This window comes from Candidatus Villigracilis proximus, assembly GCF_016717045.1.
In the GTDB taxonomy this organism is placed as follows: Bacteria; Chloroflexota; Anaerolineae; order Anaerolineales; family Villigracilaceae; genus Villigracilis; species Villigracilis proximus.
The window spans coordinates 106291-125900 of record NZ_JADJUO010000036.1; the positions used below are offsets into that span (position 1 = coordinate 106291).

The following is a 19610-nucleotide window of genomic DNA, read 5'->3' on the forward strand; positions in this document are numbered from 1 at the left end:
AATATTTTTTCACTTAACGAAAACAAAAACCGCAGAAAATTTTCTGCGGTTTTTGTTTTCGTTACACACTTTCCAATGTTTTTATAAATTCTCCGGCAGTGGCAAAACGGTCGTCCGGATCTTTTGCCATGGCACGTTGAATGGCGAATGCTGCATGGCGGGGAAGCCCGTGGATATGCTCACGCGCATCCGGCGCGGGCGCGTTCAAATGTGCGAGCAGAAGTGCTCCGGTGTTGGGACGTTCAAACGGCAGCGAGCCGGTCACGAGTTGATAGGTCATCACGCCCAGTGCGTAGACATCGGCGCGCCCATCCACTTCAGCAGATGCCTGAATTTGTTCAGGAGCGATGTAATCGAAAGTTCCCAACATGCCTGTGTTTGTGATGCGGGTGTGTGCATCGGAAATCTTGGCAATGCCAAAATCGGTCAACACTGAGCGAGAGGGAATCGTCGAAGAATCCAGCATTACATTGGATGGCTTGATGTCGCGGTGAACAAGTCCCTGCTGATGGGCGTAATCAAGCGCATCGGCAACTCCGCGCAATAGATTTATTGTCTTTGGCAGGGTAATCTGTTTTTCCTGCTTGAGTAGATTATTTAGATCGGGACCGGAGAGTAATTCCATAACAATATAGTATGCGCCATTCTCATCTCCAAAATCCATCACGCGCACAATGTTGGGATGTTCAAGCCCAGAAACGATCTGAGCCTCGCGCATAAACCGCTTGCGAAATTGCTCATCGCTGGCAAGTGTGGCGCGTAGAACTTTTATAGCAACCGCTTTGCGTTTTGGATTCGTGGCGCTATAGACCTCTGCCATGCCGCCGCGTCCGATCAAATTCAGGCCATGATAGGATGCAAGCGTTGTGCCTGTGACAATGGTCTCAGATTCCGCGCGAATCTCGGCGGGAGTTTTTTGATAGTCAATTTGAATGTGATAAAAGAAACGGTCCACAAAACGTTGAAGTTTTTACGTGCAGGTTGAAAGAGCGCACCTGCTGAAACCGCGAAAACAGTGGCGATCATAAAAGACTGGTCGCCCTGATTAATATTTCTGAAGATCACCGAGATCAAACCAAGCACCAACGCGAAGGTAAGTCCCAGCCCGATGGTGAGAATTCCGTACACAAGTGACCGGTTGATGATCAGGTCAATGTCAAATAATTTGGTGCGCGCGATCGAAATGGTAATAAAAAGCGGCAGCATCAGGAAAAGAAAAATGCTCGCCAGGCGCGCTACGATCTGAATACTTGTTGCCAGGATCGTTGTGGCATCCATGGTCGGGATAAAGCCAAGCAACACCTGGAAGATCAGGAACCAGGAGAAGGGTCCCATTGTGCCGATAAACGCCCAGCGGATCTGCTGCTTCTGCGCCAGTGTCGCATGACGGATGTAGCGATAGACTGAAGTCAGGATCCCGATCATATACCAGGTCGTTGTCACCAGAAGATAATTGCTCTTTCCCATCGTGTTCCAGAAAAAGGGCGAGTTGGGGAAGATATAAATTCCAAGCATGGTGATGATCAATAAGGGAGCTGTCAATTTCAGCCAGCGGGGAACAAACTTCCCGTCTGGAAAAAGCATTGAGAACAGGACCATCCCAATATCACCCATCGCCAGGATCAGTCCGCCGGATGTTTCATAGCCCGGGATCAAGGCAATTGTATTTGCCAGATTGGTGACACGCACGCCAAATGTGATCAGGAAAAGGGAGGTGAATATCGCAAACCAGTCATCGGAGCGATGCACAATGAGCATTCCACCGATCACCGAAAACCCGAACATCAAGAGCAGGTCGACTCCATAGTCAACGATAAATTGAAAGAGAGTGGGAAGCCCCAGAATGATCTGGGCCATATTTGAATTTTGAAAACTTGCAAACTGAGGCGAGAGGACTGTCCCCAAAACCATCGCCGTATAAACAACAACCGCTCCCCAGGCGCCGATCAATGCCCAGCGTAAGCCGGGTTTATTTTTAAGTGAAGTTTCGTTTGTGATCGGGCTGGTTGACATAGGGTGGGTTATCGCTTTTCGCAATCATAACAAAAAAAATCACGGAAATTCCCATTTCAGGGTAACTATCAGTTTTGGTAAGTCATCTAAACACAGGTGTAACACAATAGCTTACGCAAGATCAAGGAATAAGTTGCCCGGCCTGTCTGCAATAATTATTCCCATCCCAAACGGGGAATGAAACAAGTATAATTTAATATGATTATTCAGCTAGTATTTAGCGATAATCCCCATGCCAACCCTTATTTTATAAAATAGGAGAAAGATGAAAAAAATTAATTTGCTTTCAAACGCTTTATTCATAGTTTTACTGCTTGTTATCAGTATGCTTCCAGCAGGCAGTGCGCAAGCCAGCGGGACGCCCGCCCTACCCATTCTATTTGGTGCGTATGCAAGCGGGGACCTGCAAAGTACGGTAAGCGAAATAACCGCCATGAATAATTGGCTGACCGGCAATGGCGCCAGTGGAGTCACCTTTGCTGGCGACTTCATAGGCCTACATTTTAATCCTGCTGCAAATGTACCAAATGAATTAAACGCGGTCCTGGAATGCAGGCTTTGTACCGTTTGTAAATCTAATGCCCAGCGAGTCCTGGGAGGGCGCTTATTACGATTCAAATTGTGATACAGCCGCTGATATTGCTAATGGATTGTGCGATGCCAAGTTAACCGCCTGGGCAGGGTACTTCAAAAACTGGGCAGGTTCGGATAAGTGGGCTTATCTTGCTCCCATGCCAGAAGTGAACGGCGGATCATGGGTTGTCTATGGTTCAGACGGACCTACATTTATTCAAGCCTTCATTAAGATACGCACCATTTTTGAAGCTGCCGGCGTACCGGACAGCGCAGTGCGCTGGGTGTTCGCTCCAAACGGCTGGAATGAATACGCCTATCCGTCCAAGCAATTTGAAAATTACTATCCGGGCGATAACTATGTAGATGTGGTCTCTTTCAGCGCTTATAACTTTGGCGGATGTAATACAGACCCGCTTTATGAAAGTTGGGATACTTTTGAAGAAGGATACAAGCCGTATCTAGATCGTATGCGCGCCATGGCTCCTTCCAAGCCGATCTTCATTTCGCAGATCGGAACTGTAAATGTAGCTGATGCTGATGACGCCGACCCCAATCAAACGAAAAGTGCGTGGGTTAGCGATACCTTTAGCAAACTGGCAGACTACCCCGCAGTACGAGGCATCATCTATTTCAACAAAGTCAAGTCTGGTGAATTCGGGAGCGGACCCTGCCCCAACAGCAGATTATCGCATTTATAACAGCGGTACAAACACCGGCGATAGCGGTTTCCTGAACATCATGAGCGATACGCGCTTCGGCAAATGGGCGCTCAACAATAGCAAATGGGAAACCATCGCTTTTGCATCCGGTTCCTCCAATGTTTTTGCTGATATGCAGTCGTCTCATCCTTTCTCGGGCGAAGCAAATATCTGGTATTACGATTATGTAATCAGCTTGTACAATGCGGGTGTTACCGGCGGCTGTATCGCATCCCCCCTGCAATACTGCCCTGATGCCGAAGTCACTCGTGCGCAAATGGCCGTGTTCCTTGAAAAAGGAAAGAATGGATCAGCCTATACACCGCCCAATGCAGTAGGCAATGTATTTGGTGATGTACCTAACAGTTACTGGGCTGCCAAATGGATCGAAAAATTAGCCGCTGACGGAATCACAGGCGGATGTGGCGGCGGCAATTACTGCCCTGATAACGTGGTTACCCGTGCCCAAATGGCGATTTTCCTATTGAAGGCAAAACACGGATCAGGATATACCCCCCCGGCTGCCACTGGCGATTTTGCAGATGTGGCCACTTCATATTGGGCTGCCGCATGGATCGAGCAATTGGCCGTTGAGGGCATCACGGGCGGCTGTGGAAATGGGAATTACTGTCCTGACAGCGCGGTCTCGCGCGCTCAAATGGCCGTATTCCTGGTAAAGACCTTTAATCTGCCTTAACCTGTCTACGACACGTTCTCCACGGTTTTTCAAACGAGTGGCAGTACAAAAAGTTTACGCTCTTTTGACTATCGATGGCAGACCATGGTCTGAGATTGGTTGAACCAGAATTGTTCGTAGTATGTGCCCTGTCAAATAAATAAAAACAGGCTGTCGTTATACGACAGCCTGTTTTTATTTATCATCCATGCTCTGTTTTACAGAGCATAATTTTGCTACGGAAGGCTAAATGCCCTCACGAGAAAGACTGCCATCTGTGCGCGGGTTACTTCTGCATCCGGGCAGTAAATGTCAGGACCGCAGCCAGAGGTGACACCTTCAACCGCAAGCTGTTCAATCCACTTATCAGCCCAGTACCCTACAGGAACATCCGAAAAGACACCTGTAGCGTTTGGCGGGACATAAGAGGAACCATGCTTGGCCTTCAGAAGGAAAATCGCCATCTGTGCGCGGGTCACAGTGTTATCTGGGCAATAGATACCAGCACCGCATCCGCCGGTAATTCCTTCAGCCGCCAATTGTTTGATCCATTTGTCTGCCCAGTAGCCTACAGGAACATCAGTAAAACCGGTGCTGGCTCCAGCCGCTGGGGGAGAATAACTTGAGCCATGAACGGCCTTCAAAAGGAAAATCGCCATCTGTGCGCGGGTCACAGTGCTGTCGGGACAATAGTTCAGCGGCACAGCCGAACAACCGCCGGTGACACCTGCATAGTACAGGCGCTCAATATAATCGTTCGCCCAATATACAAATGGAACATCATCGAAAATCGGCGTTCTTTTGATTCTATAGGACTGCCCGTCCGTGAAACTTGAACCCAATGGAAAGGATGAAGCGTTCAAGATCGTGCCATTATTGGCAACGTTCAAACGAATAGTGCCATTCCCCGTTCCAGTGGATACACTCACAATGTAAACCGAGCTGGGTCCTGAAGCAGGGCTAACCTCAATTACGCCTGCCGCCGCGACCCCACTGCCATTGGTCGTCAGACTGAAATCATATATATCCACATTTGTCACTGGCTCAGAGAAGGTAACGGTAAAATCCACAACATCCAGAGTGGTTGGGTTTGGATGAACCCGCACACTTGATAAAACAGTCGGCGGATCTACAATCTCACCATTGGATGTAACACGAAATGTAAGCGGACCGCCCGGATCATTATCTCCAGACCGTGTGCCTGTATTTTGTTTGCCAGAAATGGCAGCCTCAAGATCGCTGGGAGGTGTGCCGTTGAACGAAGAAACTACAAAATAGTACGTCTGACCCGCGGAAAGAGGAACCGTTAGACGAGAGTTCAAATTTATAGCGCTATCATCGTCGCAACCAATTTGACTGATTTCGCCAAACCCTTCATAAAGATAAGCGCCGATCATGGTATCAAAAACACTACCTATGGTGTCCAGCGTAACACTTTCATTTACAGTAGGGGTATAGCTAAACCAGGCAGAGTGATCTCCAGCTATTCGATCAAAAGTGGGATCTCCACCACAATTACGCAGGTCTTTGTCCTGGGGATCTATAGCATCATAACCAACGGAAGTATCAATTACAGTGATTAAATAAGGCAGGTTCGGAATGATCGTTGCTGAATCAAAATTATTATTAGAGAAGGTCATTATAATTCTGGAAACACCCTCAACACCCACTTCCGAGTATCTGTAGACCGGGTCAGTACTGCTATTCGCGGCGCGCACATCCACTGTATGTGAACCGCCGCCAAGTCCGGGAAGGGTGGCGAAATCAAAATTTTCACTGTCACTATCATCCAATGATCCCGTTGTAATTGTAGCGTTTTGCCATGCCCCCCCATCAACACGATATTGAATTGCGCTCAATTTTCGGATTGTGATCGGTCTTGTAAGATGCGGCCAGGGGGCCGCGTAGGCAGAACCGCTAAAAATATGATTTGTACCAAGCGTCAGTGGAGTTTCATCTACAAAGTCTATGATCACCGGGCGGGGGGTATCGGCCGGGTCAAAGATATGGTCGCCATCTGTATCATGCCAGCCGACTTGGTTGCGAGTAACAGCATCGGGCGCGCCTTCGCCGGTAAAGAGCAGAGATTCTACTGGAGTAGATGCGCCACAAGTACTATTGGGAATTGCCAAATACCCAAACTCAGCGCTCGTTCCAACGCATCCGGCGGCATACTTGTCTTCGGCGCCAAAGATATGCGCCACTTGATGAGCAAGTACTTCATCCATCTGAGAAATGCCCCAGTCAGCGTTATCGTAGGTCATAACCAGGAAAGGTCCATTCAAATAGGAGTAAGCAAAAAGGCCTGTGTCTTCCACTGGTGGGACGCTATTAAACCTGCCGTCGGCGTCAGTGCTGCTATCCACTACGAAAATGGTAAATGCCCAGTCCGTGCCATTTGCAGTGCGGATGTTATTATCGTGTGCGTAAATACGTTCCCAATAGGTAAAATCGGAAATCTCCTCCCCAAACTCGTGGCCCAAAGACCAAAGCGCTTCATTGATCCAAATTTCCTGATCATCAATTCCTTGGGCCATGGCAATCGGTTCATTGGTGACTGCCGCATATACAGGGTCTGCGATCACAAAGTTCAAGCCGGGGTCACCGCCATTGTAGGTGCTGTACCAGGTTTCCCAGGAGCCGAGACCTGCTTCGATCTCTGCTTTCACTTTATCTTTCTCGGGCTGGGTCCAGTTCTCAGTTCCGTTGTCACCGCTCTCAGGCAAAATAACACTAACAGCCACTGTGCCGATCATGTACGCGCTGGTGTCACGTTTATCAGGCAGATTGGACGTGCCATTTGTATCCGCGGGCATATCGCCTGGAGATACTTCAAAAGCGTCATCCATTACTGCGCCGGCCAAGCCTGATGGGGATGTTTCCTCCCAGGTGAAATTACCTGACCAGTTATTGTTCGCTTTGTTGGTGGGATTTTCGCCAATAACGCCGGCATCGTCTATTTGTATTTCAAGTACATGAGAGCCTTCGCCCGCCGGTACTGCGGCGTATGTCATCTCAAAGTCTTCATATACGATATGTTTTTCATTAGCCGACAGACCATTAACAACCCAACAATTATCGACCCCCGTGCCATCCACGTCAACCTGCACACCGTCAAAGAATAAACACACATTAAATGTTTCAGCGATGGGTGTGCTGTTATTATTTGCAATGGCAACATCAATAAAAACGCTGTTGCCAACTTCCAGTGTTTCGCTGGTGTAGGTATTTCCTGAAGTCTGGGTAACCACAATGGGATCAGACCAGGAATCAGGCGTAAGCGGCTGGAAAGGTATGACATCATTACCTGCCGCCCGAAGCGTGTTGCTAAACGGACTGGCAGCCGTGGCGAGCATGGCTGCTGCCGAGAGCCACACCTCCACTTTCATTCTAAATGAGATATGTTTCATGTGAAAAACTCCTTTGTTCTTTTGGAACGCTCATCAATAAAAGACCTGAGATCAGCCGTACATTCGAGGGAATTCCGAATCGTTTACGACGTTAATTAATAAATACCATACCTTGTAATGAAAGTGAAGCCCTACATTGGATTAAGTTCATTCCACTTTTGCAAGGAGGAATGACCCGCTGTCTGCGCATTATCAGGTTTTATGGGTATTAAATTTTTATCCACGAAGGTCACGAAGAAACACGAATTTGAAGATCTGGGATCAGCGCTGTCCGCGTTTCATCAGCCAGATCAACAATAGCCCGAGCAGCAGCAAAAATATTCCCCAGCAAAAAGGCGCGGACTGAAACACAACCAGTCTCTTTAAAAATCCAGACGAGGTGGGAGGCGGAGAATTTACAGGGACAGCCGTGGACGTGGAGGTTGGAGAAACAATCAGCGGAGTTAATGTTGGGGTTGTGGCGGCAGGAGACAGGGCAGGAAGAAGCGAGGAAGTTGGCAGTGGAGTAAAACTCGGCAGGGAAATTAAGATCCCGTTCGGGTTGCCCGTCCCGCCATTTCCATTTGAAGAAGAATCAGGAATAACAGGCAGGGGCGTAGGCGGAATCACAAAACGAATCGCGGCATCCATCTGGATCAATCCTGCGCCTGAATATTGATCCCACCCGGCAGGACCAACATCGAAAGCGGTGGCTTGCATGGCATTCCAAACCGTGGCGGCGCTGCCGGAATAAGAATAAAGGATCGCAGCCAAACCGCTGACATGCGGCGCCGCCATTGAAGTACCGTTCTTAACCGCATATCCGCCGGGCGCAAGGCTGAAGATACTTTGACCGGGCGCGGCAATATCCACTTCATTTCCGTATGTTGAAAACGAAGCGATTTGATTGTTTACATCTGTTGCCCCCACAGCCATCACCTGCGGGTAACAAGCCGGACAATACACCGGAGTGGAACCGCTATTTCCGCTGGCAGCAATCACTAGCACGCCCCTGTCATAGGCATACTCAACCGCATCTTGAAGCGTAAATGAAGATGATGGCGTACCCAGACTTAAATTAATGATCTGTGCGCCATGATCTACAGCCCAAACAATACCCAATGCCACTGTTGAAAAACTACCCGTACCCGTTGCGCCTAAAACTTTTACGGGCATGATCCGCGCGCCCCATGAAACACCCGCCATGCCCGCGCCGTTATTCCCCGATGCCGCAGCGATCCCGGCCACATGTGTGCCGTGTCCGTAATCATCCTGCGGCACATTGTCATTATTCACAAAATCATATCCACCCACGATCTTCCCAGCCAGGTCAATATGCCCCAGGTCCACACCGCTATCCACAATTGCAATCGTCACCGCACTCGACCCAGTGGAAAGATCCCAACCTTGCGGCGCGCGGATGGCAGTCAATGCATACTGGGAGCCCCAATTCGGATCATTGGGAATCGTATCCAACGCTTGAACTGAATCATTCAACTCCACATTGCCCACACCGGCAATGGCCTGCACTTCACGCATCTTTTCTTCCAACTGATCCAGTGGAACCTCAAGCATCACCACGCCTAATTTTTCCAGCGCAGCCAACTGAATCACATTTCCCTGATCTTTCAGTTTTTCCCGCACCTCAGATTCAGAAACAACAGCGGATGCCTGAATCTGGATCAGAATCTGCACAACTGCAGCAGACGACTCTTCAGTATTCTCCACCACCGGGCTCGATTCACCACAACGGGTGTGTTTGTTTCTGTTACGAAAGGGATCGCCGTCTCTGTGAAAGATTCCCCCGTAAGCGCGGTCAACAAAGATTCAGTACCTGTCGCCGTGAAAACAGGCTCTGGAGTTGGCGTTTCGATCTGCGCGCTGCCGATTCCCGTCTGCGCGAAACTCAAATACAATCACAAATAACAATAAAATTTTATATTGATAAACACGGATTTTCATTTTTAAAATTTCACTTATCGGCAAACATGGTTATTATCACACACTGGCTGCTGCAAAGGACATTGCAGCGGAGAAGCCGGTTGACGGATATAAACCACCTGATCTTCTTCGATCACCACGACCACCAGCGCATCCATATAAATATTTTCCTGACAGCCGATCACGATCACATCAGAAGCATTTGGAAAATAAGATACTTCATCCTTGGGCAGCAGCACAAAATTCAAACCATCCGGTCCGATCATGGTAAAAGCAATACGTGGAAATTCCAATACCCCGTAAGGGTATCTATCTTTCGGCTCGCCTTTTCCCTCAGCATAATACCGCGGATAAAGAGCGCGGCCAGCCGTAATTCTAAAAGCAGGCCATTGCGCAGAAAGCGCATCCACTGTTGCGCGGTCGAAACCGGCTTGCTGTAAATACCCTTCCTGCTCCATCAACGTAAACAACTCAGCCTGCGAGCGGACAGGGTACTGTTTCGGAAATAACTTCTCAGACAAAGGCATCGAAGCGCCGATCATCAGAAAGACCAGCATGATAAAAGGAGCCCGCTTGAGCGGCTGCCATGTCCACGGGGTGTGCTGTTCAGTTTTCTCCAACGCGGCATCAGCGCCGTATCCGAATAAGGACATGCCCCATAAAATAACCTGAAACAAACCAAGCGCAAAATATAAAAAGACCACCCAATCGACCGGGACAACATAACGTCCGCCCGAGGTTTGTGCCAGCGCATTCGCCATATTGTAGAAAAGAAACATTCCCAGCGGAACCAGTCCCGCGAGCCGATGCAGTTTCCAGCTTAATCCGATGCCGAGCGCGATCAATAATAAATTGATCGACAGAAAAATCCCGGCGCCTGAATCCCATACTTCCATCCCAATAAAGAATCCAGAATGGGGTGACTTCCTTTAATGTGTTTCGCAGATCATGAAAGACAGGTGAGGTTGGCATGATAAGCGCTGACATAATTAAATTATGCAAAAAATGAGAAGCAATAATCACATACACGGGCGGCTCCTGATCAACACTCCCGATTGCCGTACGCAGTGAAACATCGCGGATGCTCAAAATCAAATCAACTTTTGCAGCCACATTCTCCTGAATGACCGTGCGAAACGAATCAAGCTGATTGCTTTGCGGCTCAGGAGTTGGCGTGTTCTGCGGGAAAAGATCATAGCGTTGTTCGATCACATTTCGAATCCGAACCATGTACACGTCAAAAATAGATTCGCCGCTATACAGTCCCCACGGAAGGGTGACAACAAACATAACAGCAATCAGCAGAACAGAGATCAACACGCCGCGCAATTTTTGATTCCAGTAAACGATTACCGCCAAAAGGATCGCGAACACCAGCAGAAAAAGCGCGTGAGTACGCAGCATAACAGCCAGCCCCACTGCGCCGCCCGCCCAAAGCGCATAAAGATAATTCTTGTTGGGAGACTGTAACCATTTCACGGCCATCAACGCAAACCAGGCCGCGAAGATCACCACGGGAAAATCCGTCAGCATTTGCTTCTGATTGGCAAGATCGATCATCTCGCTTGCTGCAATGCCATTGATGCCGCGCAGAGTCGCAAGCACAGCGAGAATCACTCCAAACGAACGGCTGTGAAGCGCCTTCCCCAGCAAATATAAAATGGCCGGAAAAACCGCAAAGATCGCTGCCTGCAACGCAACCACTTGAAGATAATTTTGTCCGGCAACGACATGTAGAAACAACAGGAAAAACATATACAGCACACGGTCAAAAAACAAGCCGTTATTCATCCCCTGACCGATCAGCGCAAATTGACTTCCCAGATCAAAGGTTGCCGCATCTGAAAAAGGATAAAACTCACCGGCGGGCAGATCAGGCCCCGTAGCGAAATAACTGGAGGGCAGCGGCTCACGCGCCCAGAGGAATGCAGCAACGCCCCAGATCAGGGCGAACACCACAAAATCCATCCGTGCCGGAAGACGAAGATTGAACGATGATCTTTCAAGGAAAAACAAGGCCGTTCCAATTGAAAAAGCCAGCACAACCTGCAACCCCAAAATCGGCACGCCTGCGCCATACCAATAATCGTCATAGACGCGGATCCCGAGACCAGTTTGTGCGGCCAAAATCCAAATCAATGCAAAGACGATCATCGAAACGAAAGCGATGCCCCATAAATTCTTTTGAGCGCGTAAACTATTTATCAGCGGCTGCCAATGCAGGCCATGTCTTTCCATCCGCGCGATTAGATAAGTCAACAAGCAGACGAACACAAACCAAACAATCCACGGGGAAAGACGAATCAAGTAGCCCTGCAAATTTCCAAGGCGATAGGCGGGCATCAAAGAAATGAAACCGCCCATGATAAACCCGGCAAACGAGCCATATCTAATTATTTTGGAAAGCCTTTCGTTCTTAAAAGAAAAAACCACACCTGTTCTGCCCAGGCATGATTTTGATATGCTTTAATGGATAATCCTAATGTAAAGATCCCCGCGAATACCATGCCGCCTATTAGCATCCATCTTTGAGCGAACTCAGCGGGAATCAAAAAAAGATACAAGGCTGCAACAAAAGCGCCCGCCGAAATCAACAAACAATAGACTGCAAAAATAAGGTGAACTTTTTTCCACTGAAACATTAGATTTAAAGTTTACCATAACCAAACTTGAGCAAGAAAAATGCCAAAGCTGTGAAATGTGCCGGTTTATAAATGAATAAGACTGCGTAAAACCATTTTTCACAAAGATATTTTATCTATTTTTCAAATCTCTGTTTATCTCTGTTCATCATGATAAATTTTGCACAAACATTACAGATCACAAAATCTACTTTCTAAAATCAAACCAAAAAATTGCATACAACCCGGTCAAAAAGACCGAGCCAAAGATCACATTCGCCCATAGCGGCGGTAAAAATAAAGCCAGAAACGCAAATAAATCAACCACAACTGCTGCCAAATGCATGATAAATACTGACTTCAGCGGCGATATGCCCAATTCAACCAGGCGATGATAGGTATGGTCGCGACTCGCTTTATAGATGGGCAGATTCCTTCGCAGCCGTGAGACAGTCACCAGCGTGGTATCAAAGATGGGAATGCTGAAAAGCAGGATCGGCACAAACCAGGATGAGGCTTGCGGAAGATCCGGCGGAGTGTACGCCAGTGCCAGAGATGCGAGCGTAAAACCAAGCAGTTGAGCGCCTGAGTCGCCCAAAAATAAACGCGACAGTGAAAGTTAAAATAGAAAACGCCGATACTGCATCCCAAAAGGATCGCGCCAAATATCGCCAGTGACTCCTGCCCCGCCTGAAATGTGCCGATCATCAAAAACAGCGACGTGATCACACCCAGCCCGGCTGCGAGGCCGTCCATGCTGTCCACCAAATTATAGGCATTGGTAATGCCAACCACCCAAAATATGGTGATCAATATATCAAACGCATAAACGCCGGTGAAATGCACCATCACCCCCTGCCAGATCAACAACAAAGCCGCCAGCAATTGCCCGAGCATTTTCCAGGGTGCGATGATTCCGTTAATGTCATCCCAGATGCCAAATGCCAAAATAATGACGGATGCCGAAATCACAGGAACGATCAGGTTCGAGGTAATGATGCCGCTTAATGCGCTCCCTGCAATGATCACAAAAAAAATAATAAACCCGCCAGCCCTTGGCATGGGTTGGGAATGAATTTTATGTGCCTCACTTCCGGGCCTGTCGATTAATTTAAAGCGCCAGGCAAGAGAAATACTTATTGGCGCGGCGATGACAGACAAAAAAACAGCCAATAAGATCGTACTTATAAGTTGAAAAACATTAGTTACCTTATCTTAAAATCTTGCTGAAAATTTATCCTGCAATTTTTCTTTAACCTTCGCCAAAACGGGAAATCTCATCCAGCGTGTTGTAATGCGCCGCCCCCACACGAATCATGCCGCCTTGATCGAGCAAGCCCAATCGCTCCAGAACAGCCAACGCATAATAATGACCATCCCAAACATAAAAGCCGGCATCACCCAATTGTTTGGCAACATCATTTGGATGTTTGCCTTCCAGCGTAAACGACACTGTGGAAACGCGCTCGTCCAAACGCTTCATATCGGTCAGGCCATAAATACGCGTGCCCGGCACATCCTGAATGGTCTCGATCAAAGCACGCGACAACTCGAACTCATACGCCTTCAAAGCGGACATGGCCTGCTTGAAAATTAATCTGCGGCCAGAGAATCCCGCATCTTTCCACGCCTGAGCCTGATCCTGTCCGAACTGATTCCCGATCCACTCGAAATATTCCAGCGCACCCAAGACCCCCGCGATGCCTTCATGGTTTTGTGTGCCGGTCTCAAATTTACCCGGCAGTTCATTCGTCGCAGGGCGCACTTTATATGGCTTCAACTCATTCAGCAGATCAAACTTCCCATACAACGCGCCCGCATGCGGACCAAAGAATTTGTATGAAGAACATACTAGAAAATCGCAGCCCAGATCCTGAACATCAATCGGACCATGCGGCGCGTATTGCACAGCGTCAATATAGACCAACGCATCCGCATCCTTAGCCAGTTTCGTCAACTGACGCACCGGGTTGATCGTCCCTAATGCATTAGAGGCATATCCAAACGCCACGATCTTTGGTTTGCGTTCCATGGCTTTGGCAAACTCGTCCACCTTGAGCGTACCATCTTCTACATCTATATCGATCCACGTGATCTTACAGCCTTTATCCTCAGCTACTAATAACCACGGAGAAATATTCGCATCATGATCCAGCCGTGTGACAACGATCTCATCACCTGCATTTAAGTTACGCGCCAATGTGCGCGAAAAATACAGGGAGAGCGTGGTCATATTATTTCCAAAAATAATTTCTTCGGGCCGCGCAGCATTTAGAAAATCAGCCATGGCAACATGCGCTTCGTGCAAAGTCTCATCTGACTTGCGGCTGGTCTCAAACATGCCTTCGTGATTGGCGTTGTTCTCGATCAAATATTTATTAATGCGGTCAATGGAAGGTTTTGCAATTTGAGTCCCGCCCGGATTATCAAAAAAAACAGCGGGGCGATCAAGCGCAGGGAATTGTTTACGGATCAAGTCAAGATCGAGAGACATGTAAAGACTCCTTTAATGAAATTCAGACAGAGAGATTGTATACTAGGATTGTACCCCACGTAAAAGGAGAACTCATGTTTGAAAAAGTCCTATTGGCCGTAGATGGTTCAGAACACGCCCTGCACGCCGCCCGCACTGCCGCCGATCTGGTGCGCACCATGAAAGCAAACGAACTTCGTATTGTGGTTGCCTACGATTTCATTCCGCCCTATCTCGGCGAGCCCAACATGCAATATGCAATCGACGCGCGCATGGAAGAAGCAAAAATGATCATGCAGAAAGCCGTTGATGCAGTGGGCGATGTTTCCTGTGAAATTCACACCGAGTTGCTCGAAGGCCCAGCCGCTGAAGCCATTATTGATGTTGCCAATACACGCAAAAGCAATGTGATCGTCATGGGTTCACGCGGACTGGGCACACTGGCCGGCCTGTTACTTGGCAGCACCAGTCAAAAAGTTGTCGCGCACGCGCCCTGCCCCGTGCTTATTGTTCGGTAACGCGTTTCTCAGCTTCGACAAATTCTTCAGGCGTGTTGAGATTCCAAAAACATAATCCTGAAGGATCAAATAATTTCACTTCATCCGGCGTGAGTGTCCGCACTTTGACTTGCGGAAACCACGCGATGACCTTCCATTGATCTGCATCAATGGCTGATTCAATTATAGGAAGACATGTCTCACGGCGATACAAGGCATGGAAAGGTTCATAGCCTTCCTCTGTTTTTGCGACGACGACATCCGCATCTTCCTTAACGAGCAGCCTGCGCGCGCCTTCGATAAACATTGCGCCAACGAAAGGCATATCGCAAGCCACCACGGCCACCAGCGGAGAAGTGGCAGATGCGATCGCGGTGTAGAGTCCGCCCAAGGCGCCGCGCCCAGGCTTGAGGTCGGGGATGATGCGCAGGTTGAGAAATTCATATTCTGCGGGACGATTCGTCGTCACGATGATCTCATCCGCAATTGGCGCGACTCGATCAATCACCCGCTGAATGAGAGGGACGTCCGAGAAATGGTTTCAGAGCTTTGTCTTCGCCCATTCGTGATGACATGCCGCCTGCTTGAATGACTATGGTTAACATGGGTATATTATAAGTCTGGAGACAGTATGTCTACGCTTGCAAATTTACTTGATGACCTAACAGTTGAGGGTGAATTATATGAAACACTGGAAGACGGCGCAGTGCGCTGCCACGCCTGCGGACATCACTGCCTGATCCGCGAGGGCAAGCGTGGAATTTGTCAGGTGCGATTTAATGAGGGCGGAAAATTGCGCGTGCCGTGGGGTTATGTGGCCGCGCTGCAAAGCGACCCGATCGAAAAGAAACCTTTTTCACATGTCATGCCCGGCACCAACGCATTGACCTTTGGTATGTTGGGCTGTGACTATCACTGCGGCTATTGTCAAAATTGGTTAACCTCACAAGCCTTGCGCGACCCGGCTTCTGAAGTGTCGGCGCAATTTGTAAAAAAATTACACCTGCGCAAATAGTGGGGCATGCGCAAAAGACAAAAGCCTCAGTGGTTGTCTCTTCATATAATGAACCGTTGATCACTAGTGAATGGGCGGTTGAAATATTTAAGGCGGCAAAGCAAGCCGGGTTGATGTGCGCCTATGTTTCCAATGGAAACAACACACCCGAGGCAATGGAATACCTGCGGCCTTATCTTGATGCATATAAAGTTGATTTGAAATGCATGAGCGAAAAAAGTTACCGCACATTGGGCGGAACTTTGCAAAACACACTGGATGGAATCAAACGCGCGCGCGATCTGGGGCTATGGGTGGAAGTGGTGACTCTGGTGATCCCAGGTTTTAATGACTCAAACGAAGAGCTGTGGGATGCAGCACGTTTTCTGGCAGAACTATCTGTGGATATTCCGTGGCATGTGACTGCGTTTCATAAGGATTACAAAATGCTCGCGCCTGATAACACCGATTCGCAGACGTTAATCCGCGCGGCGGAGATCGGGCGTGAGGCGGGACTACGTTATGTATACGCCGGGAATTTGCCGGGGAATGTCGGGGAGTATGAAACTACTCATTGTCCACGATGCAGTTATCAGCTTGTGAAACGAAGCGGGTACGTCATCCAAAAATATAAAATCACCGAGGAAGGAAAATGCCCAAAATGTGGGGAGAAAATAGCGGGTTTGTGGCCCAAAAACCCTTCCACGGTGGGGTTAAATGGATTTGGCCGCCCGGTATCCATATCCTAATATTTTTTGTTGTATAATTTGAGACGACAGGAGTCCTGAGGAGAGATTCTATACTTTCCCCTTTACTCCATTAATCCACTTTTTCTCTAAGGAGGAGAAACGTGAAAAAAAATCTTTCTGTTTTACTTTCGCTGGTAGTGCTTGCGAGCCTGATGCTCGCTGCCTGCGGCGGCGGTGCGGCCACTGAAGCCCCCGCAATGACCGAAGCCCCTGCCATGACTGAAGCGCCTGTCGCTACTGAAGCCGCCATGGCCTACGAAGGCATGATGGTTGAAGCGCCTGACTGCGACTACGGTGGTGAGTTCAAATCCATCGAAGCCGTGGACGAATTGACAGTCAAGATCACACTTTGCGTGCCTGATCCTGCCTTCCCTTCCAAGATCGCTTTCACATCCTTCGCCATTCAGCCTTCAGAATATCTTGAAGCCACTGGCGGCAACGGCGATTTGCTTGAGAAGCCTGTTGGCACCGGCCCTTATATGGTCTCTGAATGGGTGCGCGGCGATCAATTGGTCTTGAAGAAGAACCCAAACTATTGGGGCGAGAATGTCGGCGCTGAAACTCTGGTCTTCAAGTGGAGCACCGAGTCAGCCCAACGCCTGCTCGAACTGCAGTCCGGCACCGTTGACGGTATCGACAATGTAGGCCCAGATGATTTCGCCACTGTTGAAGGCGATTCCAATCTGGCTCTCTTCAACCGCCCGGCCCTCAATGTCATGTACATTGGTTTCAACAACAACCCGACTACCGAAGGCTTCGATAACGCAGCCAATCCTTTGGCTAACGAGAAAGTGCGTCAGGCAATCGCCATGGGCATTGATCGTAATCGTATCGTTGACAACTTCTACCCAGCTGGCTCTGAGGTTGCTTCACACTTCACCCCATGCTCCATTCCAAATGGCTGCGTAGGTGATGAATGGTATGCCTTCGATGTTGAAGCTGCCAAAGCCCTTTTGACCGAAGCCGGTTACCCGGATGGTTTTGAAACCGTTTTGAATTACCGCGACGTTGTTCGTGGTTACCTGCCCGATCCTAATGTTGTAGCGCAGGATCTTCAGGCTCAGTTGAAAGAAAACCTTAACATCACCCTCAACATCGAAGTAATGGAATCTGGTGCGTTCCTTGCTGCTGCAGATGCCGGCCAGTTACAAGGCCTTCACATGCTCGGCTGGGGTGCTGACTATCCTGATCAGACCAACTTCCTCGGCTATCATTTCGGTGCCGGCGCTTCCCTGCAGTTCGGTGATAAGTTCGAAGATATCACCAGCGCTTTGGAAAGCGGCGCTCAGTTGGCTTCTGATGCCGACCGCGCTCCGTTCTACGAAGCTGCCAACAATGCCATCCGCACTCACGTGCCGATGATCCCTGTTGCTCATGGTGGTTCCGCTTTGGCTTTCAAGGCTTCTGTTGAAGGCGCCTTCGCCAGCCCGCTTGGTAACGAAGAATTCTCCGTCATGTCCAACGGCACCGACACTTTCGTGTGGATGCAGAACGCTGAACCGATTTCCCTCTATTGTGCTGACGAGACCGATGGTGAATCCCTGCGCGCTTGCGAACAGATTACCCAGTCTCTGCTCGGTTACGAAGTGGGTGGCACAGCAGTTGTCCCTGTTTTGGCTGAATCCTACGAAGTCAACGCTGACTTGACCGAATGGACCTTCAAGCTTCGCCCGGGTGTCGTCTTCCACGATGGTTCCACATTCGATGCAAACGATGTGGTAACTTCCCTCTCAGTCCAATGGGATGCGGCTAACCCGCTTCACACTGGCAACACAGGCGCATTCTCCTATTGGAGCGGCCTCTTTGGCGCGTTCCTGAACGCTCCTGCCCAGTAATTCCAACTTAATTTCTTCTATTAGCCCCCCGCAGGAACTTTCCTGCGGGGGGCTCCCCAAAATGCGATGACCACTTATATAATCCGACGACTTCTGCTCAGTATTCCGGTGCTATTTGGTATTTTATTTGCCACCTTTGCGCTGGCCCGTTTGATCCCTGGTGACCCGTGCCGAGCCATGCTCGGGGAGAAAGCGACCAAAGTGGTCTGTGATGAGTTCAACCATCGTCACGGTTTGGACAAACCCATCGTGTTTCAATTTGGGGTATATGTGAACGAGATCGCGCACGGCGATTTCGGAAACTCATTCCGTTATTCAAAACCCATCACCGAGTTATTGATGGAACGTTTGCCGATCACTGTTGAATTAAGCTTTGCGGCATTATTGGTTAGCATTTTGGTTGGAATTCCATTGGGCGTGATCTCCGCAGTCCGCCATAATTCATGGGTGGATGTGGTCACCATGATGTGGGCGAATGTTGGCGTATCCATGCCGGTCTTTTGGCTGGGATTAATGCTGGCTTACATTTTCGCACTGACATTAAAAGACACGCCGTTTCAACTGCCGCCATCCGGCCGTTTGAGCGCTGGAATTGTTACAGTCCCATTTTTTGAAACCTGGGGGATGGAAATCAGCCAGGGCAAGTTCGGCTTCACACTTTTGGATTTTCTCAGCCGGATGAATCTGCTAAACGCCGTCCTCACTGCAAATTGGGAATTATTCAAAGACGCACTTATTCATCTCATTCTCCCCGCGGTTGCGTTGAGTACCATCCCCATGGCACTGATCGCCCGCATGACACGCTCTGCCATGCTTGAAGTACTTGGGCAGGATTACATCCGCACCGCGCGCGCCAAAGGTCTGGCACGCCGCGCTGTTATTTTGAAACATGCATTTCGCAACGCCCTGCTCCCGCTGGCAACCGTGATCGGATTATCACTTGGCGGATTACTGGGCGGCGCAGTTTTAACAGAAACGGTTTTTAACTTATCCGGGGTTGGCCGCATTCTATACGACGGCATCACAGCCCGCGACTATGGCATTGTGCAGGGATTTACTGTGGTGATCGCCATGTTCTTTGTTGCCTTGAATTTGATCGTGGATATTTCCTACGCATATCTCGATCCCCGCATCCGCCTGAACTAGGA

General features: G+C 49.1%; 19 protein-coding genes. 8 read left to right on the top strand and 11 right to left on the bottom strand.

Annotated elements, in window-relative coordinates; all coding sequences use genetic code 11:
- Positions 1-61: 61 nt before the first annotated feature.
- Entirely contained in the window at positions 62-955 is an 894-nt protein-coding gene (locus tag IPL71_RS24160; protein ID WP_345326096.1) for a serine/threonine-protein kinase, read from the bottom strand.
- On the bottom strand, positions 841-2013 hold the full coding sequence (locus IPL71_RS24165; protein WP_345326098.1) for a hypothetical protein: 1173 nt from the start codon (positions 2011-2013) through the stop codon (positions 841-843). Before IPL71_RS24165 ends, IPL71_RS24160 begins: the two co-directional genes overlap by 115 nt.
- 265 nt (positions 2014-2278) lie before the next feature.
- On the opposite strand from IPL71_RS24165, the gene IPL71_RS24170 reads away from it, so the two are divergent.
- The 3 genes from IPL71_RS24170 to IPL71_RS24180 are packed head-to-tail and all read left to right on the top strand — an operon-like array spanning position 2279 to position 3984.
- A complete protein-coding gene (locus IPL71_RS24170) occupies positions 2279-2638 on the top strand; it encodes a hypothetical protein (RefSeq protein WP_345326100.1) in 360 nt (119 codons plus the stop codon).
- Positions 2592-3287 (top strand): glycoside hydrolase family 26 protein, encoded by a 696-nt coding sequence (locus tag IPL71_RS24175; protein ID WP_345326102.1) that lies wholly within the window; start codon positions 2592-2594, stop codon positions 3285-3287. Before IPL71_RS24170 ends, IPL71_RS24175 begins: the two co-directional genes overlap by 47 nt.
- The gene (locus IPL71_RS24180; protein ID WP_345326104.1) at positions 3238-3984 is read left to right on the top strand and encodes an S-layer homology domain-containing protein; all 747 of its coding nucleotides are present in this window, start codon (positions 3238-3240) and stop codon (positions 3982-3984) included. Before IPL71_RS24175 ends, IPL71_RS24180 begins: the two co-directional genes overlap by 50 nt.
- A gap of 215 nt (positions 3985-4199) precedes the next feature.
- Here IPL71_RS24180 and IPL71_RS24185 read toward each other — a convergent pair whose 3' ends face one another.
- From IPL71_RS24185 to IPL71_RS24215, 7 genes are all read right to left on the bottom strand, one after another.
- On the bottom strand, positions 4200-7373 hold the full coding sequence (locus IPL71_RS24185; RefSeq protein WP_345326105.1) for an S-layer homology domain-containing protein: 3174 nt from the start codon (positions 7371-7373) through the stop codon (positions 4200-4202).
- Positions 7374-7634: 261 nt separating this feature from the next.
- Complete coding sequence (locus IPL71_RS24190) at positions 7635-9083, bottom strand: S8 family peptidase (RefSeq protein WP_345326107.1); 1449 nt, start codon at positions 9081-9083, stop codon at positions 7635-7637.
- 245 nt (positions 9084-9328) lie between these two features.
- Positions 9329-9946 carry a hypothetical protein gene (locus IPL71_RS24195; RefSeq protein ID WP_345326108.1) on the bottom strand — a complete coding sequence of 206 codons (618 nt, stop codon included), beginning with the start codon at positions 9944-9946 and terminating at the stop codon, positions 9329-9331.
- Complete coding sequence (locus IPL71_RS24200) at positions 9921-11657, bottom strand: glycosyltransferase family protein (RefSeq protein ID WP_345326110.1); 1737 nt, start codon at positions 11655-11657, stop codon at positions 9921-9923. The genes IPL71_RS24195 and IPL71_RS24200 overlap by 26 nt, the downstream gene beginning before the upstream one ends.
- A gap of 465 nt (positions 11658-12122) precedes the next feature.
- Entirely contained in the window at positions 12123-12416 is a 294-nt protein-coding gene (locus IPL71_RS24205; protein WP_345326112.1) for a hypothetical protein, read from the bottom strand.
- Positions 12368-13075, bottom strand: a complete 708-nt coding sequence (locus IPL71_RS24210; protein WP_345326113.1) for a glycosyltransferase family 4 protein — start codon at positions 13073-13075, stop codon at positions 12368-12370. The genes IPL71_RS24205 and IPL71_RS24210 overlap by 49 nt, the downstream gene beginning before the upstream one ends.
- Positions 13076-13166: 91 nt before the next feature.
- On the bottom strand, positions 13167-14408 hold the full coding sequence (locus IPL71_RS24215) for a cysteine desulfurase-like protein (RefSeq protein ID WP_345326114.1): 1242 nt from the start codon (positions 14406-14408) through the stop codon (positions 13167-13169).
- Between the two features lie 74 nt (positions 14409-14482).
- Between IPL71_RS24215 and IPL71_RS24220 the strand changes: the two genes are divergently transcribed.
- On the top strand, positions 14483-14905 hold the full coding sequence (locus IPL71_RS24220; RefSeq protein ID WP_345326116.1) for a universal stress protein: 423 nt from the start codon (positions 14483-14485) through the stop codon (positions 14903-14905).
- Here the strand turns inward: IPL71_RS24220 and mobA are convergent.
- Positions 14892-15392 carry a molybdenum cofactor guanylyltransferase gene (gene mobA, locus IPL71_RS24225; RefSeq protein ID WP_345326118.1) on the bottom strand — a complete coding sequence of 167 codons (501 nt, stop codon included), beginning with the start codon at positions 15390-15392 and terminating at the stop codon, positions 14892-14894. The genes IPL71_RS24220 and mobA overlap by 14 nt on opposite strands.
- Positions 15385-15489 (bottom strand): NTP transferase domain-containing protein, encoded by a 105-nt coding sequence (locus IPL71_RS26325; RefSeq protein WP_514130855.1) that lies wholly within the window; start codon positions 15487-15489, stop codon positions 15385-15387. The genes mobA and IPL71_RS26325 overlap by 8 nt, the downstream gene beginning before the upstream one ends.
- Positions 15490-15515: 26 nt before the next feature.
- Between IPL71_RS26325 and IPL71_RS24230 the strand changes: the two genes are divergently transcribed.
- The 4 genes from IPL71_RS24230 (at position 15516) to IPL71_RS24245 (ending at position 19608) form a co-directional block, all read left to right on the top strand.
- Entirely contained in the window at positions 15516-15899 is a 384-nt protein-coding gene (locus tag IPL71_RS24230) for a radical SAM protein (protein ID WP_345326119.1), read from the top strand.
- Complete coding sequence (locus IPL71_RS24235; RefSeq protein ID WP_345326121.1) at positions 15899-16627, top strand: radical SAM protein; 729 nt, start codon at positions 15899-15901, stop codon at positions 16625-16627. Before IPL71_RS24230 ends, IPL71_RS24235 begins: the two co-directional genes overlap by 1 nt.
- 101 nt (positions 16628-16728) lie before the next feature.
- On the top strand, positions 16729-18462 hold the full coding sequence (locus tag IPL71_RS24240) for an ABC transporter substrate-binding protein (protein WP_345326123.1): 1734 nt from the start codon (positions 16729-16731) through the stop codon (positions 18460-18462).
- Positions 18463-18528: 66 nt separating this feature from the next.
- On the top strand, positions 18529-19608 hold the full coding sequence (locus tag IPL71_RS24245) for an ABC transporter permease (protein WP_345326124.1): 1080 nt from the start codon (positions 18529-18531) through the stop codon (positions 19606-19608).
- Positions 19609-19610 lie beyond the last annotated feature (2 nt).

What these genes read in the sequence shown, in the direction of transcription:
- IPL71_RS24165 (WP_345326098.1), bottom strand. Translation starts at nt 2,013, where the DNA reads ATGTCAACCAGCCCGATCACAAACGAAACTTCACTTAAAAATAAACCC.
- IPL71_RS24170 (WP_345326100.1), top strand. Translation starts at nt 2,279, where the DNA reads ATGAAAAAAATTAATTTGCTTTCAAACGCTTTATTCATAGTTTTACTG.
- IPL71_RS24175 (WP_345326102.1), top strand. Translation starts at nt 2,592, where the DNA reads ATGCCCAGCGAGTCCTGGGAGGGCGCTTATTACGATTCAAATTGTGAT.
- IPL71_RS24185 (WP_345326105.1), bottom strand. Translation starts at nt 7,373, where the DNA reads ATGAAACATATCTCATTTAGAATGAAAGTGGAGGTGTGGCTCTCGGCA.
- IPL71_RS24195 (WP_345326108.1), bottom strand. Translation starts at nt 9,946, where the DNA reads ATGTCCTTATTCGGATACGGCGCTGATGCCGCGTTGGAGAAAACTGAA.
- IPL71_RS24200 (WP_345326110.1), bottom strand. Translation starts at nt 11,657, where the DNA reads ATGGGCGGTTTCATTTCTTTGATGCCCGCCTATCGCCTTGGAAATTTG.
- IPL71_RS24215 (WP_345326114.1), bottom strand. Translation starts at nt 14,408, where the DNA reads ATGTCTCTCGATCTTGACTTGATCCGTAAACAATTCCCTGCGCTTGAT.
- IPL71_RS24220 (WP_345326116.1), top strand. Translation starts at nt 14,483, where the DNA reads ATGTTTGAAAAAGTCCTATTGGCCGTAGATGGTTCAGAACACGCCCTG.
- IPL71_RS26325 (WP_514130855.1), bottom strand. Translation starts at nt 15,489, where the DNA reads ATGTTAACCATAGTCATTCAAGCAGGCGGCATGTCATCACGAATGGGC.
- IPL71_RS24230 (WP_345326119.1), top strand. Translation starts at nt 15,516, where the DNA reads ATGTCTACGCTTGCAAATTTACTTGATGACCTAACAGTTGAGGGTGAA.
- IPL71_RS24245 (WP_345326124.1), top strand. Translation starts at nt 18,529, where the DNA reads ATGACCACTTATATAATCCGACGACTTCTGCTCAGTATTCCGGTGCTA.